This window comes from Anaerofilum hominis (assembly GCF_014287275.1).
In the GTDB taxonomy this organism is placed as follows: Bacteria; Bacillota; Clostridia; order Oscillospirales; family Ruminococcaceae; genus Pygmaiobacter; species Pygmaiobacter hominis.
In genome coordinates, this window is the sequence record NZ_JACONZ010000003.1 from 62,352 (window position 1) to 78,001 (window position 15,650).

Consider the following 15,650-nt stretch of genomic DNA (forward strand, 5'->3'; position numbering starts at 1 on the left):
GCCGCCTGTTTTGTGCTGTGCGGTTTGCCGCGCGCCCGCATCCGGCCGTCTGCCTCAGGGCGGCAGGGGCGCAAAGGAAAAAAGCGATCGCGCGCAGGGGTTTTGCGCTCAGGGCTTTGCCGCTCAGGGCTTTGCGAGGTCATCGGGGTCGTCCCGCGTGATGAACTGGCAGTACACATACAGGTTCTGGATCTTGGTCGCCTCGTTGCCGTAAGAGGTGCGGACGCTGGGCTGCGTCTCCGACGGGGTCACATAGAGGCGAAAGACAATGGCGTCCTGGCCGGGCTCCAGCAGGTCCGCTGGCGCATAGCGGAAGTTGCTGACCGCAATGTCCAGATGCCGGTACAGCAGGTCTTCGATCACCGCGTCCGCAAAGCAGCGGGTGATCTCGCGGCTGTTCTGCATCTCGACAATGGCTTTGACCTCTTCAAAAGAGATCTCCTGCACGCGGTAGTTGCCCTGATGCAGCACTTCCAGCAGAGAGTTGTTGTCCAGCAGCAGCAATGGCTTTGATCGTTCCATCCTCTTTCACCCTTTCACTGAAAAGTAAAAACTGTCTGACAGCCTCATCATACCGCGCCCCAACTGGAATTGTCAATTATTGTTAAAATAATAACAAAAAATTAAAATTATTTATGCATTTTGCCAAAAACATTTCATTCCTGTTGACCAAAACAGGAGGCCTGCGGCCACCTGCTTTCCGGCGGCGGCAGAGGGCGGCGGGCACAAAAACTTTTTCTTTTGAACAGTGTTTGTTATAATGGGGGAAAACAGGACGCTGCGCGGCGGCGCGGGAGAAAGGGAGTCGTTTTATGGCGGAGCAGATGGACAGGCGGCAGCAGGCGCTGGAGGCGCACAAAAAGTGGCAGGGCAAGATCGAGGTGACCAGCAGGGCGAAACTGGAGACCATGGCGGATCTGGCGGTGGCCTATACGCCCGGGGTGGCCGAACCTTGCAAAGAGATCGAAAAAGAGGAGGACTTGAGCTATACCTATACCCGCCGCGGCAATCTGGTGGCTGTCGTCACCGACGGCACGGCCGTGCTGGGGCTGGGGGACATCGGCCCGGCGGCGGGCATGCCGGTCATGGAGGGCAAATGCGTGCTCTTCAAAGAGTTCGGCGGCGTGGACGCGTTTCCCATCTGCATCGACTCCAAGGACCCGGACGAGATCGTGCGCACCGTGCAGCTGATCTCCAAGAGCTTCGGCGGCATCAATCTGGAGGACATCTCGGCCCCGCGCTGCTTTGAGATCGAGCGGCGGCTGCAGGAGGTGTGCGATATCCCCGTGTTTCACGACGACCAGCACGGCACGGCGATCGTGCTTTCGGCAGCCCTGATCAACGCGCTCAAGGTGGTGGGCAAGCCGGAGGGCAGCGTGCGGGTGGTCATCAACGGCGCGGGCGCGGCAGGCATCTCCATCGCCCGGCTGATCCTGCAGATGAAGCTGGGCAGCGTGACGCTGGTGGACCGCTTCGGCATCGTTTATGACGGCGCGCCGGAGAACAACCCCGCCCAGGCCGAGATGGCAAAGGTCACTAACCTTGAGGGCCGCCGCGGCGGGCTGGCCGAGGCGCTGCAGGGGGCGGACGTCTTTGTGGGCGTCTCCCGGCCGGGCCTGGTCACGGCGGAGATGGTGCGCGCCATGGCCGAGCGCCCCATCCTTTTCCCGATGGCGAACCCCACGCCGGAGATCTTCCCCGAAGAGGCGAAGGCCGGCGGCGCGGCGGTGGTGGGCACTGGGCGCAGCGACTATCCCAACCAGGTCAACAATATCCTGGCGTTTCCCGGCATCTTCAAGGGGGCGCTGGCGGTGCGCGCGCCCCGCATCACCGACAGCATGAAAGAGGCGGCTGCCCGCGGCATCGCGGCGGCGGTGCCGCTGGAGGAGCTCTGCGCCGATCATATCCTGCCCACCGCCTTTGACCGCGGCGTGGCGGACATCGTGGCGAAAGCCGTGGCCGACGAGGCCGTGCGGCTGGGCATCGCCCGGGCCTGAGCGCGGAGGCCGGACCTTTTGCCCGCCGCGAAGACGGCGGCAAAACACAGAACGCGGAGAAAATGGAGGAGACGTCATGGAGTGGACGGATATCAGGATCACGGTGCCCAAAGCGGAGGCGGAGACCGCGGAGGCCATCGCCACCGGCATTGCGGGCGGCGGCATTTATATTGAGGACTATTCGGACCTGGAAGAGCAGGTGGAGGCCATCGCCCACGTGGACCTGATCGAGCAGGAGCTGCGGGACAAAGACCGCAGCGTCGTGGCGGTCCACCTTTACCTCTCGCCGGACGAGAACCCGGCCGAGGTGCTGGAGCTGCTGCGGGAACGGCTGCAGAAAGCAGAGCTGCACGCGCAGCTCTCCGTGACGGGCGTGGAAGAGGCGGACTGGGAAAACGGGTGGAAAGCGTTCTACCACGCCATGGAGCTGGGCCGGCGGCTGGCCGTCTGCCCCAGCTGGGAGAGCTATGACCAGCCGGGCCGGACGGTGCTGCGGCTGGACCCGGGCATGGCGTTCGGCACCGGCACCCACGAGACCACCTCCCTCTGCCTGACGGCGCTGGACGAGCTGGTGAAAGGGGGCGAGCGGCTGCTGGATATCGGCACCGGCAGCGGCATCCTGGCCATTGCCGCCCTGCTGCTGGGCGCGCGGGAGGCCGACGGGGTGGACATCGACCCCATGTGCGTGCGCACGGCGGGGGAGAACGCGGCGCTCAACGGCGTGGCGGAGCGCTTTGCCGTCAAGGTGGGCGATCTGTCCGATCAGGCGGCGGGCATCTATGACCTGATCACCGCCAATATCGTGGCAAACGCCATCATCAGCCTGGCGCCGCAGGTGCCCGCGCTGTTGGGGGAAACGGGCACCTTTATCGCCAGCGGCATCATTGACGAGCGGGAGGCCGAGGTGGCCGCCGCCATCCGGCAGGCCGGGCTGGAGGTGCGGGACATCCGCCGGCAGAACGGATGGGTCTGTATTTTGGCCGGGCGTCCGGCGGGGGACGGAAAATGAGCCACCGGTATTTTACCAGCAGAGTGGAGGGCGGCGCCGCCTTTCTGGAAGGGGACGAGGCCGCGCATCTCGCCCGGGTGCTGCGGGCAAAGCCCGGCGACACGGTGACGCTGTGCGACGGGGCGGGCACCGACTACGAGGCGCGCATCGAGGAGGCACGGGCGGACCTTGTCCGTCTGACAGTAATTTCCTCCCGCGCCAGTGAATCGGAACCCGCCCTCCCGGTCACCCTATACGTGGGGATACCAAAGGGCGACAAGCTGGAGTTCATCATCCAGAAAGCCACCGAGCTGGGCGCGGTGCGCATCGTGCCTTTTGTCAGCCGCTTTTGTGTGGCAAAGCCGAAGAACGAAGAGGCCAAGCTGGTGCGTTACGCCCGCATTGCCAGGGAGGCCGCTAAGCAGAGCGGGCGGGGCCGCATCCCCGAAGTGTGCGCGGCCATCTCCTTTTCTCAGCTGTGCGCCGAAGCGGCAGGATACGGCGCGGCGCTGTTCTGTTACGAGGGCGGGGGCGAGGCCCTTGTCCCGGGGGGAAGCTTACATAGCCGGCTGGCGGGCGCAGCAAGCGCAGCCATCATCACCGGCGCGGAGGGCGGCTTCTCCCCGGAAGAGGCGCGGCAGGCGCAGAGCGCAGGCTGCACCCTTCTCGGCCTCGGGCCCCGCATTTTGCGGTGCGAGACGGCTCCCCTTGCGGCGCTGAGCGCGGTGATGGCGCTGACCGGCAATCTACAATAGGGCCGCCGGTTCCGCCGGCGCCCGGGAAAAGGAATGATGGATTGTTGGTTAAGAAAGTAGTGTCCTTCGCGCTTGCGCTGGCAATGGCCGGCGCCCTGATGACCGGTTGCTGGGGCAAGGATGATTCGTCCAGCTCTTCCAGCAGCAAGCCCAGCTCTTCGGCAGCCCCGTCCTCCTCGTCTTCTTCCGGTTCTTCCATGCCGGGCGGCAGCTCGGCGCCCGGCGGGGATGACAGCGGCATGATGCCGGGCGAGGGCGACAGCTCTTCCATGGCGGGCGGCTCCAGCAGCATGGGCCCCTCCGGCGACTCGTCCTCCTCCGCCTCTGCGTCCGCCAGCGCAAAACCGGCCGCCGCACAGGTGGACGGGGACTGGCAGACCCGCCTGGTCAACGGCAGCCACCCGCTGCCGGAGGATTTTTCGGTTGAGACCGTGTCGGTGGAGCACTATGACGACCGGCTGTTCGACGCGCGTGCGGTCGGGCATCTCAACGACATGATGAAAGGGGCGGCCGATGCGGGCCTGCCCCTTTACTTAGTTTCGACCTATCGCAGTGTGAAGCGGCAGACCGCCCTTTTCAACCGCAAGGTCAACTATTATCTGGACCAGGGCTGCGACGCCGAGACGGCAAGACGGGAGGCAGCCAAATGGGTCGCCGCCCCCGGCACCAGCGAACACAATCTGGGCCTGGCGGCGGATCTTGTGTCCGCCAAATGGTATTCCAGCCACGACGATCTGACCGAAGAGTTTGAGCAGACGCCGGAGTTTGAGTGGCTGGCGGCACACTGCGCCGAGTACGGTTTTATCCTGCGCTATCCAAAGGGAAAGACCGAAGTGACCGGCGTCTCCTACGAGCCCTGGCATTACCGCTATGTGGGGGTCGAGGCCGCGAAGCACCTCACGGAGAATGGGCTTTGCCTGGAAGAGCTGTGAAGATCGGGGCGGACAGAACAAGATCAAATTTTGCCGCGGCGCAGGCAGCGCCGGGGGTCCTTTCGGCGGGAGGCTTTGCCTCCCGCCGTTTTTTGCACACTTTCCCCGCCGGGCACGCGTTGCAACTTGCGGAAAAACCCTTTATAATGAGATCACAGACAAAGGCGCAGGCGCGCAGCCTGTGCCCGAGGCCCGCCGCAGCCGTCCCGGCCGGCTCTGCGCGGCGGCGCTGCCCGGCGGGCCGATAGAACAGGGAACCTAAAAAAGATAAAAGGGAGCGATGTACCATGACGATGCACAATGACGCGAACCCCGGCGAGATCGCCGAACGGATCGTGCTGGTGGGGGACCCGAACCGCGCGAAACACATGGCCGAGACCTATCTGCAGGACGCGGTGCTGGTCAACAAAACGCGCTGCGCCTATTGCTATACGGGCACTTACGAAGGGGTGCGGGTGTCGGTGATGGCCGTGGGCATGGGCGGGCCGTCCATGCTGATCTATGCCACCGAGCTCTGCCGCGATTACGGCTGCAAGATCCTGGTGCGGGCGGGCACCTCCGGCGGCTATCTTGAGGAGATGCGCAACTTTGACATCGTGCTGTCCCAGGCCACCAGCACCACCAGCGGCATCAACGACAACATGTTCAACGGCCACTTTTCCCCGGTGGCTGATTTCGGCCTGCTCTGCACGGCCGACCGCATCGCCAAGGAGATGAAACTGACCACCTATGTGGGCGGCACCATCTGCAACGACCGGCTTTACCGGGACGAGACCTACAAGTCCAAAATGTGGAAGCAGTACGGCATGCTTTGCTCTGAGCAGGAGGGCACTGCATTTTACACCGCGGCGGCGCAGTTCGGCTGCCGCGCGCTGATGATGGTCGGCATCACCACCGGCATCCGCTACGATGAAAACGGCAACGAGATGTTTGTGGAGCTGCCCGACAGGGACCCCGCCCACAGCATGGACGATCTGGTGCAGCTGGCCCTCAAAACCGCTGCCCATGCGGAATAAAAGCCGCTGACCGCGCCGGGCGCGGTGCGGTCTTTCCGGGGGGCTCCGCGGTCTCTCGGCAGGGCGGCAAAAGCCCCCCTATGCGGGGGGGGGTGGAGGCCGCAGAGCCGGCGCGTTTTTCCCAGAGAGGCCCGCGCTGCGGGCCATGGCGCCTGAGGCCGCTTTCCGCCTTTTGTAAGTTTGTGTGCCCCGTCCCTGCCGCCGCGCGGCGCAGGGAGAAGAGACAAAAAACAGCCTCCGCTCAATGAACAGAACCAGAAGAAATAGACATTGAATAAAAAAGCCTCCAGTCGTAGGATAGGAACTACGACTGGAGGTTTTTAAAATGTCAGGGAAAAAGGGAATGGGGCGGTTCATCAAACGGAGGCTGTTTTTTTATTTGTGGCTGCCAAGCCAGAACAGGGCTACTGTGCCGGGGCCGGAATGGCTGCCGATCACCGGGCCGATGAAATTGATCTCCACCCGCTCGATGCCGTGACGGCCGCGGATCTTTTCCGCCACATATTCCGCATCCTCACGGCAGTCGCCGTGGCTGAGAAAGACGGTCCCGTTTTCGCCCTCTGCGATGGTCTCGTCCAGATGCCGGACCAGGGCGTCCAGGCTCTGCCGGCGGCCGCGCACCTTTTCCATGGGGATCAGATGCCCCTCGTCATCCACATGCAGCACCGGCTTGATGTTCAGCATGGTGCCCATCACGGCGGCCGCGCCGCTCACCCGGCCGCCCCGGCGCAGAAAGTGCAGGTCGTCCACCGTGAACCAGTGGCACAGCCGGTTGCGATTGGCCTCGGTCCAGGCGGCCACCTCGTCCAGCGTCTTGCCGGCGCTGCGCAGCGCGCAGGCATGCCAGACCAGCAGCCCCTCGCCCATGCTGGCGGCCAGGGTGTCCACCGTGCGCACCGTGCGGCCGGGGAATCGGGCCCGCAGCTCTTCCGCCGCCAGACAGCTGGAGTTGAAACTGCCCGACAGCCCGGAGGAGAAGATCAGCATCAGCACGTCCTTGCCCGCCTGTAAAAAGGGCGCGGCGGTCTCCACATAGGTCGCCGCGTTCACTTGGGCAGTGGTCGCCGCGGCCCCCTGGCGCAGCTGCGCGTAAAACTCTTTGGCGGGCAGATCGCGGTTGTCGGGATAGTTCTTATAGGGCTTGTCCCCGACGGTGAACTCCATCGGGATGACCTCCACCTCCATCTCCCGCACAAGTTCGGCGGAGAGATCGCCGGTGGAATCGGTGATGATCACATAATTCGACATGAAACGCTCCTTACCGCCGGGCCGGGCCCGGCTTTTTTACCTGCGGCGGGGCTGTGCCGCCGGCGCTAGCCGATGGAGATGGTCTCGTCCAGCAGCCGTTCTTTCACCTCCGCGATCGAGGGGGCGGCCATCGAAAGGCTGCGGATGCCCGCGCGCGCGTAGAGCAGCGCCAGCGCGGGGTCCGCGGCGGACTCGCCGCACACAGACACCCCGATGCCCGCGTCCGCCGCGCTGCGGGCCACAAACCGCAGCAGCCGCAGTACGGCGGGAGAGGCGGGGGTATAATATTGCTCCACTGCAGGGTTGACCCGGTCGGCCGCATGGGTGTATTGGGTCAGATCGTTGGTGCCCACGCTGAAAAAGGCGGCGCGGGCGGCCAGTTCATCCGCCATCAGGGCAGCGGCCGGGGTCTCTATCATGATACCAAATTCGACGTCTTTTGAAAAGGCCTCCCCGCGCAGCGAGAGCATCTGCCTGACCTCGTCCACAGCCGCCAGCGCGCGCTCCAGATCCTGCACCGACGCCACCATGGGGAACATCACTTTCAGCGGGCCCTCCAGCCCGGCTTTCAGCAGCGCCGCAAGCTGGGTGTAAAACAGGTCCCTGTGCGCCAGCGAAAAGCGCAGCCCCCGCAGCCCCAGGGCGGGGTTGGGCTCCGTGCCGGTCAGTCCCGCGACCTCTTTGTCGGCGCCGATGTCCAGCGTGCGGATGGTGATGGGACGGCCGCGCGCGGCGCGCACGCAGTCGCGGTAAAACGCGGCCTGACACGCTTCATCGGGCAGCGCGCCGCCCAAAAAGAGAAACTCGCTGCGCACCAGGCCCACCCCGTCCGCGCCCAGCTCAAGGGCATGGGTGATATCCGCGGGCCCGCTGCAGTTGGCCAGCAGGCTGATGGAGACACCGTCGCGGCTGACACAGGGGGTGGTGCGCAGCCGCTCCTGGGAGACGCGGCGGCGTTTGGCCAGATTGATGCGGTGGGCATAACGGGCGTAGGTGGGCTCGTCCGGCTCCACCACCAGCAGCCCGCCCGCGCCGTCCAGCGCGCAGGGGGCGCCGTCCGGCACCGCCAGCGCCTGGGGGCCGGCCAGCACCACGGCGGGGATGCCGAAGGTGCGGGCGATGATAGAGGCATGGCTCTGGGCGGAGCCGCCCGCTGTGACGATGCCCAGCAGCAGGCTGTGGTCCACCGAGACGATGTCGCTGGGCAGCAGTTCGTCCGATACCAGGATGCAGGGCGCGTCTATGGTCAGCCGCTCCCGCGGGCGGCCGTCCAGGATGTCCACCACCCTGCGGCAGGCGTCCTGGATATCGCAGGCCCGCTGCGAGAGATACTCGTCCGGGATGCTGCGCATCTTGGCCGTATAGATACCGGCAGCACGCTCCACCGCCGCCGCCGCCCCGGCGCCCGCATCGATATAGTGCAGGATCTCGGCCAGCAGGCCGTGATCGCTGAGGACCTCCCGCTGGAACGTGAAAATGGCCTTGTCGTCCCCCGCGGCCCGCCCGCGCAGCGCCGCGATCTCGCTTTTGGCCAGCTCCACGGCGGCCTCAAAGACCGCGGCCTCCCGCCGCGGCTCAAGCACGGTGCGCCCCAGCGCCGAATAGCGCCGGGTGAGCACCTTGACGGGGCCGAGCGCCAGCCCGGCCGAAGCCGCCGTACCCCGAATCTCCTGCATCCGTTTCACCTCCGCGCGGGCTGCCGCCGGGCGGAGGGTGCCGCGGGGCGGGGCTTGCATATTTTTCCAGTATTGTAACACAAAAAGGGCGGCGTGTTAAGCAAACTTCTGTCGTACGGCACACATTTTTCCGTAAAACTTGATATAATACAGGGGAAGGCCGCCCGGCCCCGCCTGTCTGCGCCGCCCGGGGGCCCACCGCTCGTCAAAGGAGGCGAAGAGAGATGAAAGAACTGACCCTGTTCACCATGAAAGGCTGTCCCCACTGCCGCATGGCCCGGGAGTATATGCGGCAGCTCTGCGAGGAGGACCCCGGCTATGCCCAGGTGCCGGTCAACGAGATCGATGAAAACGAGAACGCGGCCCTGGCCGACAGCTATGATTACTATTATGTGCCCTGCTATTTTATGGGAGATCAGAAGCTGCACGAGGGCGCCTGCACGCGGGAGAAGATCCGCAAGGTGCTGGACACGGCGCGGAACGCCTGAACCCAGCCGACAAAACGCCGGACGCTGAAAAAAACGCCCCCCGCATGTCCCGGGGCCGGGACGAAGAACCGCCGGGGACAAGACGCGCATGTCTTGTCCCCGGCGGCTCTTTGTGATCCTGCGGCTCTTGCGGCGCGCTTTTCGGCCGGCAGGCGCACCGGCGCTGCGGCCGCAAAGCGCGGCCCCTGCCCGCGAAAAAAGACGCGCCGCCGCGCCGCGCATCTGACCGCCGCTGGCTGCGGCCCGCTTTTGTCAGGCCTGTCTGGGGCAGGTATAGCGCGGCAGCCCCCGGCTGTGGGTCCCGTATTCGATCGCTTGGGCCGGGCAGCGGCTGATGCAGGCCATACAGTGGGTGCAGTGATCGCCCCACACCGGCTTTCCGCTCTCCAGCCGGACATTGCTCAGCGGGCAGACCCCGACACATTTTCCGCACCCGACGCAGGCGTCGGTGGTGTAAAACTTTTTTGCGTGGACAAACGCGGGATAAAAGATATCGTTTATGATGCCGCTGTTCACTTTGTCCCCAAAGGAGAGGGCGGGGCGGGGAAAGGGATCTCCGTTTTTGATCACAAGAGCCGCGCGGTCGATGGCTTCTTCGGCCCGTTCCAGGATCTCATCCGCCTGTTCCCGGGCCGGCACGTCGAACATCGCAATATAGTTTTCCGGCATCGTGATCCCGGCGCAGCCGCGGTAATTCATCTTTTTTTGAGCGCAAAGCCGTTCAAGATACCGGCCCGCGCTGCCGATGCTCCCGCCGCAGGTCATCACAAAATAAATATCGCCGTTTCCCGACAGGGGCGTCTTTTCCAGCCAGCTGTGCACGATGCGGGGGATCCGCCAGGCATAGGTCGGCGCCACGACGACCCACTGGCGCTGAGAGCGCATCTCCGAAAAGTCGCCGCTTTTGATTTTTTCCAGAAGATCGACGGCTTCATCGCCGATCTCCCTGCCGATCCTTTTTGCAGCGTAGGCGCTGTTGCCGGTGCCAGAAAAATACAGGATCATGTTATGCCTCCTTCTTGTGGGCGTGAGCTGATATGCCGGACGCTCGCATAGACGGCGTCCACCAGCCCGGCGATTTCTTTCCACCGCGTTTCGTCGTCGCTTAAATAGTAATAATTTTTTGTGCCTGCGCGGCGCATGGCGACGATGCCCGCCTCTTTCAGTATCTGCAGATGGTGAGAGACCGAGGGCCGGGTGAGATGCGTTTTCTGTGCGATCTCGCCCACGCGGATGCCGGACAGGTCGCTCTCCAGCAGCGCAAGCAGGATAAGCTGCCTTGTCTCGTCGCCGATGGCGGTAAAGGCGTTCCGGCATTGCCGGAACCCGGTGATGATGCGTTTTAAATTTTTTTCACATTCTTTTTCCACGCCGGGGACCTCCTACAAAAATCGCGCGTCTAACTTTTTATGCGGGGTCGAGCGCAGGAACCTGACGTCCGGATAACCGAGCACCAGGGTCATTGCGGCTTTTTCCCCTTTTGGAACGCCCAGGGCTTTTTTGATTTTCCGCGACGCGTTGGCCGCCATGGTGAAAAATCCGCTGTACAGTACGCCCAGGCCATGGGCCTCCGCAACAAACTCCATGTTTTGAGCGGCAAGAAGCCCGTTCGTCTTATCCTTTGCCAGGATGACGATCACGGCGGGGGCGCGGAAAAAGAAAAAGTTGTCGTCGATTTTGTTGTTTTTTGCCATGGGGCTGAACAGATCGGCGACCGGTTTGATGGTCCGGAACACCCTGACCGCCATTTTTTCGATGCGGTCCTTCTCTTTATCCAGCACGACAAAGGAGACGTCCTGACTGTTTTTGGCCGTATGGGTGAGGCGGCCCGCCTCCAATACTTGTGCGATCACTTCCCCCGGCACCGGCGTTTCCTTAAAGCTGCGGATACTGCGGCGGAAGCGGATCACCTCCAGGACGTCGCGGGGCTCCAGCCGTACTTCCCCTTTTTTTTCGATCTGCCTGTCCGGGCAGCCGGAGAGCGAAATGGCTTTTTGCGGGCAGACTGCTGAACACTGCCCGCACAACATGCAGTCGTCCAAAACCGTGACCGCCTTGTGATCGGTGACCGCGATATTGTGCGCGGCACAGACCCTGCTGCAAAGGCCGCAGCCGATGCAGGCCGCCCTGTCGATGATCACCCGGGACCGCTCCATTTTTCAGACTCCTTTCGTTAACGTACTTTGACCATTGTATCAGGGGGACGGGGCAAAAACAACATTGGTAAAGAGATCCGTTACCATCGGGGCGCGCCGCCCGGGCCGGCGGGGCCGGGCGGGAACAGATCGAAAAATGGACCGGGGAAAGGCTCCGCGGCGCGGCGGCCGAAAAAAACAGGCTGGAACGGCCGCCCGGTGTTGCAATGCACCGCCGTTTTTGCTAGAATGGTGGGTATTAAAAAATTCAGGAAAAGACGGCCGCGAGAGTGTGAAAACGCAAAGCGGGCGGCGGTGGGAGGCCTTTTGACCAAGGCTTCCCGGCCTCTGCCCGCAGATCGGGACGGTCAAGGAAAAGGTGGGAGAAATGATGAAGGAGATCAGAGGAGAACAACTGCCCGGCTGTATGACGCCCGGGCGGCTGGCAGAGATGGCGGGCCGCAAGGCCACGGTGGAGGGCTGCGTCCACAATATCCGCGCGCTCGGAGGGATCGCCTTTGTGATCCTGCGCACCGGGCGCTACCTGCTCCAGACCGTCTATGACCAGAGCGTTTGCAGGGACGACGCGGCGGCGCTGGAGGACGGCTGCTATATCTCGGCGACCGGCACCGTGCGCCTGGAGCAGCGGGCAGCCGGCGGCGTGGAACTGCTGCTGGACGGTTTTGAGGTGCTTTCGCGCCCGGCCGCGCCTTACCCGCTGAACATGGCGGACCGCAGCCTGAAAGCCACGCTGGGCACCAATCTGGAATACCGCGCCGTGGCGCTGCGCCACCCGCGTGAGCGGGCGGTCTTCCGCGTCATGGAGGGGATCGAAAACGGCTTTCGCGATTTTATGCTGCGGAACGATTTCGCCGAGATCCACTCCCCCAAGATCACGGCCATCAGCGCCGAGGGCGGGGCGGAGGTCTTTCGGCTGAAATATTTCGGCAGCGACGCGGTGCTGGCCCAGAGCCCGCAGTTTTACAAACAGATGGGGGTGGCCTTTTTCGACCGCGTGTTCGAGGTGGGCGAGGTCTATCGGGCCGAGCTGCACAACACCAGCCGCCATCTGAACGAGTATGTGGGGCTGGACTTTGAGATGGGCTATATCCGGGACATGACGGACGTCATGAACATGGAGACCGCCATGCTGCGGCATGTGATGGCGCATCTGGCGGAAAATTACCAGCCGGAGATCGAACTGCTGGGGGTGCGGCTGCCCGCGGTGGAAGCCATCCCTGCCGTAAAGTTTGCCGACGCGCTGGCTTATCTGAAAACCGTGGGCGGCGGCAAGAACCGCAATGACCTCACGGCCGACGACGAGGTGCTGCTGTGCAGCCACATCCTGCAGCAGACGGGCAGCGAGTTCGTCTTTGTCACCCACTTCCCCTCGGCAAAGCGGCCTTTTTACGTCATGGACGATCAGGAAAACCCCAAGGAAGCGCTCAGCTTTGACCTGCTGTTCCGCGGGCTGGAGATCACCACCGGCGGCCAGCGCATCCACGATTATGCGCAGCAGGTGGCCAAGATGAAAGCGCGCAATATGGACCCCGCGGATTTTGAGAGCTTTCTCGCCGCGCACAAATACGGGCTGCCGCCCCACGGCGGCCTGGGCATCGGGCTGGAGCGCCTCACCTCGAAGCTCTGCGACCTGGCCAACATCCGCCAGGCCAGCCTCTTCCCGCGTGACCTGAACCATCTGGCGCCGTAAACCGCAGTAAGACCACCGCCCCCGCAAGGGGGCTTTTTTTGTCGGGCGCGCGCAGGGGAGAAAGTCCCGCCGCGGTCCCACCGCGAAAAAAGAGGGGGGGAAAACGCCTGTCCCGCCGGGCGCCGCCGTCCCGCCGCCAGTCCCGCCAGGACCGGGCTTTTTTGCAGTCCCGGTCGCACTGCCCGGCCGCACCGCCTCGCCGCCGCCCGGCGCAGCCGGACGCGCCCGCAGGCAGGCCAGACAGACCCACCCCGCAGCCAGGCCAAGCAGAGCCTGCAGCCAGGCCAGACAGACCCCGCAGGCAGATCAAGCGGACCCCACAGGCAGATCAAGCGGACCCCACAGGCAGATCAAGCGGACCCCACAGGCAGGCCAGATAGACCCACCCCACAGGAAAGGCCGCGCATCCCCCGCCGCGGAGGGGGATGCAAACCCGAAAATCTGCCCTGTCCCGCAGCGCGCCGCAAAAGGGCCTGCGTGCAGCTTCGGGGCAAAAGGCGAGAAACGGCGGCGCGCGGTCCAGACGGGCCGCGTTTTTGGGGCCGCCGAAAAATGTGGAAAAGAGGAAAGAAATATCCCCCGGCAAAGCCGGGGGCTTTTCACAGACGGATAAAACTCTGGAATATCAGCACGCGCGGTATGCCGCGCTGGTACGGGCTGCCAGCCGCGAGAGATCGTCTGCTTGCTGCCCGTAAACGGGCTTATTCGAAATTCCCCATCGTCAGCTGTTCACCTGCTTCATCTTCTTCAAGCTGGCGCCGTATAGTTTCTTCTTTTTTTTGCATTATTTCCCGCGTTATCTGCATGAAATCTCCTACACCGGAATTCTCGATTTTATACTTGTACCGCCCCCTTGGATACTTTTCCTATATCATCAGGCTGCTCTTTCCCTCCTGGCAAAGGGCGTTCCTTTCTCTCCATGCTCGCCATAAGGCTTCTCTTGAACCACTCGCCTGGCGCGTGGTTTTCTTTAGGTAAGAAAAAGCCGCGGCTGAAACAAAGCAGGGCGCGGGAATCCTCCCGCGCCCTGAAAGCAGATGATGCTCAATGTCACTTCGCGTAATCCGTCGCCCGGTTTTCGCGGATGACGTTGATCTTGATCTGACCGGGATACTCCAGCTCGTCCTCGATCTTTCTGACGATATCCCGCGCCAGAATGGTGAGCTGGTCGTCCGCCACCTGTTCCGGCTTGACCATGATGCGCACTTCGCGCCCCGCCTGGATCGCATAACTGCGCTCCACGCCGGGGAAGCTGGAGGAGATCGCCTCCAGATCTTCCAGCCGCTTGATATAGTTCTCCACATTCTCGCGGCGCGCGCCGGGCCGGGCCGCCGAGATCGCGTCCGCGGCCATGATGATGAAAGCCAACGGGGTCTGGGGCTCGACGTCGCCGTGATGCGCCTCGATGGCGTGGATGATGGCCGGGTTCTCCTTGTACTTGCGGGCAAGGTCGACGCCGATCATCACATGGCTGCCCTCGATCTCGTGGGTCAGCGCCTTGCCGATGTCATGCAGCAGGCCGGCACGCTTGGCCATGTTGACGTTCAGCCCCAGCTCGGAGGCCATCAGGCCGGAGAGATAGGCCACCTCCATCGAGTGGTTGAGGACGTTCTGGCCGTAACTGGTGCGGTATTTGAGGCGGCCGAGCAGCTTGACCAGGTCGGGGTGCAGGCCGTGAACGCCCACCTCCATCACCGCGCGCTCGCCCTCCCGCTTCATGGTGGCGTCCAGCTCGCGGCGGCATTTTTCGACCGTCTCTTCGATGCGGGCCGGATGGATGCGCCCGTCGGCGATCAGCTTTTCCAGCGTCATGCGGGCGACTTCGCGCCGCACCGGGTCAAAGCTGGAAAGGGTGATGGCCTCCGGCGTGTCGTCGATGATAAGATCCACGCCGGTGGCGGTCTCCAGGGCGCGGATATTGCGGCCCTCGCGGCCGATGATGCGGCCTTTCATCTCATCGCTGGGCAACGGCACCACCGAGACGGTGATCTCGCTGGAATGGTCGGCCGCGCAGCGGCTCACCGCCTGGGTGATCAGCTCCTGAGCCAGCTTGTCGCAGTCCTCTTTGGTCTGGGTCTCAAAGGCGCTGATCTTCAGCGCTTTTTCATGCACCAGCTCCTCGTCCAGGCGGGAGAGCAGCATCTCTTTTGCCGCTTCCTCCGACAGGCCGGAGATATGCTCCAGCTTTTCGGTCTCCCGCTCGCGCATCTGGTCGATCTCGGCGAGCCTCGCCTCCACCAGCTCGGCGCGCTTTTTCTGCTCCTCTTCTTTCTGCTCGAGAGCAGCCGTCTTGCGGTCGATGTTCTCCTCTTTCTGGTCGAGGCGGCGCTCCTGCCGGGTGACCTCGGAGCGGCGCTCCTTGATCTCCTTGTCGGCCTCCGCCTTCAGTTTGAACACTTCGTCCTTTGCTTCGATAGCGGCCTCTTTCCGCTTTTGTTCCGCCGTTCTGATAGCGTCGTTGATGATTCTTTTAGCTTCTTCCTCCGCGGAGCCGACCTTCTGCTCCGCCACTTTGCGCCGATAGGCAATGCCACAAGAAAAAGCGATAGCCGCAGCTACCGCGCCCACAACAACGGCTATCAACACGGCAATGCCGGTCGATACCATAGGGGTCCTCCTTAAATTTTGGGAGTTTTTGTCAATTTAATGTATTTTATATCAAGATATACTATACAAATACACTATATTCCTATTTTAAGACCTG

The 15,650-nt window shown here is 63.2% G+C and carries 14 protein-coding genes; 7 read left to right on the forward strand and 7 right to left on the reverse strand.

Annotated elements, in window-relative coordinates:
• Positions 1 to 123: 123 nt before the first annotated feature.
• Positions 124 to 522, reverse strand: a complete 399-nt coding sequence (locus tag H8S23_RS08885; RefSeq protein ID WP_186887993.1) for a DUF1874 domain-containing protein — start codon at positions 520 to 522, stop codon at positions 124 to 126.
• Between the two features lie 302 nt (positions 523 to 824).
• Here H8S23_RS08885 and H8S23_RS08890 point away from each other — a divergent pair, with 302 nt between their 5' ends.
• From H8S23_RS08890 to H8S23_RS08910, 5 genes are all read left to right on the forward strand, one after another.
• Positions 825 to 1,997 carry an NAD(P)-dependent malic enzyme gene (locus tag H8S23_RS08890; protein ID WP_186888304.1) on the forward strand — a complete coding sequence of 391 codons (1,173 nt, stop codon included), beginning with the start codon at positions 825 to 827 and terminating at the stop codon, positions 1,995 to 1,997.
• Positions 1,998 to 2,073: 76 nt separating this feature from the next.
• Positions 2,074 to 3,006 (forward strand): 50S ribosomal protein L11 methyltransferase, encoded by a 933-nt coding sequence (gene prmA / locus H8S23_RS08895; RefSeq protein ID WP_186887994.1) that lies wholly within the window; start codon positions 2,074 to 2,076, stop codon positions 3,004 to 3,006.
• On the forward strand, positions 3,003 to 3,740 hold the full coding sequence (locus H8S23_RS08900) for a 16S rRNA (uracil(1498)-N(3))-methyltransferase (protein ID WP_186887995.1): 738 nt from the start codon (positions 3,003 to 3,005) through the stop codon (positions 3,738 to 3,740). Before prmA ends, H8S23_RS08900 begins: the two co-directional genes overlap by 4 nt.
• 44 nt (positions 3,741 to 3,784) lie before the next feature.
• Positions 3,785 to 4,672, forward strand: coding sequence for a M15 family metallopeptidase (locus H8S23_RS08905; RefSeq protein ID WP_186887996.1), 888 nt, complete (start codon positions 3,785 to 3,787; stop codon positions 4,670 to 4,672).
• A gap of 287 nt (positions 4,673 to 4,959) precedes the next feature.
• Positions 4,960 to 5,688, forward strand: coding sequence for a phosphorylase family protein (locus H8S23_RS08910; RefSeq protein WP_186887997.1), 729 nt, complete (start codon positions 4,960 to 4,962; stop codon positions 5,686 to 5,688).
• Between the two features lie 375 nt (positions 5,689 to 6,063).
• Here the strand turns inward: H8S23_RS08910 and H8S23_RS08915 are convergent, their stop codons facing one another.
• Together H8S23_RS08915 and ptsP are read right to left on the reverse strand one after the other, a co-directional pair.
• Positions 6,064 to 6,936 (reverse strand): DegV family protein, encoded by an 873-nt coding sequence (locus tag H8S23_RS08915; RefSeq protein WP_186887998.1) that lies wholly within the window; start codon positions 6,934 to 6,936, stop codon positions 6,064 to 6,066.
• Between the two features lie 65 nt (positions 6,937 to 7,001).
• Positions 7,002 to 8,612 carry a phosphoenolpyruvate--protein phosphotransferase gene (gene ptsP, locus H8S23_RS08920; RefSeq protein WP_186887999.1) on the reverse strand — a complete coding sequence of 537 codons (1,611 nt, stop codon included), beginning with the start codon at positions 8,610 to 8,612 and terminating at the stop codon, positions 7,002 to 7,004.
• Between the two features lie 224 nt (positions 8,613 to 8,836).
• On the opposite strand from ptsP, the gene H8S23_RS08925 reads away from it, so the two are divergent.
• Positions 8,837 to 9,100, forward strand: a complete 264-nt coding sequence (locus tag H8S23_RS08925; RefSeq protein ID WP_186888000.1) for a glutaredoxin family protein — start codon at positions 8,837 to 8,839, stop codon at positions 9,098 to 9,100.
• A 252-nt stretch (positions 9,101 to 9,352) separates the two neighbouring features.
• Here H8S23_RS08925 and H8S23_RS08930 read toward each other — a convergent pair whose 3' ends face one another.
• The 3 genes from H8S23_RS08930 to H8S23_RS08940 are packed head-to-tail and all read right to left on the reverse strand — an operon-like array spanning position 9,353 to position 11,256.
• On the reverse strand, positions 9,353 to 10,105 hold the full coding sequence (locus tag H8S23_RS08930) for an EFR1 family ferrodoxin (protein WP_186888001.1): 753 nt from the start codon (positions 10,103 to 10,105) through the stop codon (positions 9,353 to 9,355).
• Positions 10,102 to 10,470 (reverse strand): metalloregulator ArsR/SmtB family transcription factor, encoded by a 369-nt coding sequence (locus tag H8S23_RS08935; RefSeq protein WP_186888002.1) that lies wholly within the window; start codon positions 10,468 to 10,470, stop codon positions 10,102 to 10,104. Before H8S23_RS08935 ends, H8S23_RS08930 begins: the two co-directional genes overlap by 4 nt.
• Positions 10,471 to 10,482: 12 nt before the next feature.
• Positions 10,483 to 11,256 carry a nitroreductase family protein gene (locus H8S23_RS08940; protein ID WP_186888003.1) on the reverse strand — a complete coding sequence of 258 codons (774 nt, stop codon included), beginning with the start codon at positions 11,254 to 11,256 and terminating at the stop codon, positions 10,483 to 10,485.
• Positions 11,257 to 11,626: 370 nt separating this feature from the next.
• Between H8S23_RS08940 and aspS the strand changes: the two genes are divergently transcribed.
• Positions 11,627 to 12,946: an aspartate--tRNA(Asn) ligase gene (aspS, locus tag H8S23_RS08945; protein WP_243165968.1), complete on the forward strand. Its 1,320-nt coding sequence runs from the start codon at positions 11,627 to 11,629 to the stop codon at positions 12,944 to 12,946.
• A gap of 1,050 nt (positions 12,947 to 13,996) precedes the next feature.
• Here the strand turns inward: aspS and rny are convergent.
• Positions 13,997 to 15,553: a ribonuclease Y gene (gene rny, locus H8S23_RS08950; RefSeq protein WP_186888005.1), complete on the reverse strand. Its 1,557-nt coding sequence runs from the start codon at positions 15,551 to 15,553 to the stop codon at positions 13,997 to 13,999.
• Positions 15,554 to 15,650: the final 97 nt, after the last annotated feature.

What these genes read in the sequence shown, in the direction of transcription:
- H8S23_RS08885 (WP_186887993.1), bottom strand. Translation starts at nt 522, where the DNA reads ATGGAACGATCAAAGCCATTGCTGCTGCTGGACAACAACTCTCTGCTG.
- H8S23_RS08890 (WP_186888304.1), top strand. Translation starts at nt 825, where the DNA reads ATGGACAGGCGGCAGCAGGCGCTGGAGGCGCACAAAAAGTGGCAGGGC.
- prmA (WP_186887994.1), top strand. Translation starts at nt 2,074, where the DNA reads ATGGAGTGGACGGATATCAGGATCACGGTGCCCAAAGCGGAGGCGGAG.
- H8S23_RS08900 (WP_186887995.1), top strand. Translation starts at nt 3,003, where the DNA reads ATGAGCCACCGGTATTTTACCAGCAGAGTGGAGGGCGGCGCCGCCTTT.
- H8S23_RS08910 (WP_186887997.1), top strand. Translation starts at nt 4,960, where the DNA reads ATGACGATGCACAATGACGCGAACCCCGGCGAGATCGCCGAACGGATC.
- H8S23_RS08915 (WP_186887998.1), bottom strand. Translation starts at nt 6,936, where the DNA reads ATGTCGAATTATGTGATCATCACCGATTCCACCGGCGATCTCTCCGCC.
- ptsP (WP_186887999.1), bottom strand. Translation starts at nt 8,612, where the DNA reads ATGCAGGAGATTCGGGGTACGGCGGCTTCGGCCGGGCTGGCGCTCGGC.
- H8S23_RS08925 (WP_186888000.1), top strand. Translation starts at nt 8,837, where the DNA reads ATGAAAGAACTGACCCTGTTCACCATGAAAGGCTGTCCCCACTGCCGC.
- H8S23_RS08930 (WP_186888001.1), bottom strand. Translation starts at nt 10,105, where the DNA reads ATGATCCTGTATTTTTCTGGCACCGGCAACAGCGCCTACGCTGCAAAA.
- H8S23_RS08940 (WP_186888003.1), bottom strand. Translation starts at nt 11,256, where the DNA reads ATGGAGCGGTCCCGGGTGATCATCGACAGGGCGGCCTGCATCGGCTGC.
- aspS (WP_243165968.1), top strand. Translation starts at nt 11,627, where the DNA reads ATGAAGGAGATCAGAGGAGAACAACTGCCCGGCTGTATGACGCCCGGG.
- rny (WP_186888005.1), bottom strand. Translation starts at nt 15,553, where the DNA reads ATGGTATCGACCGGCATTGCCGTGTTGATAGCCGTTGTTGTGGGCGCG.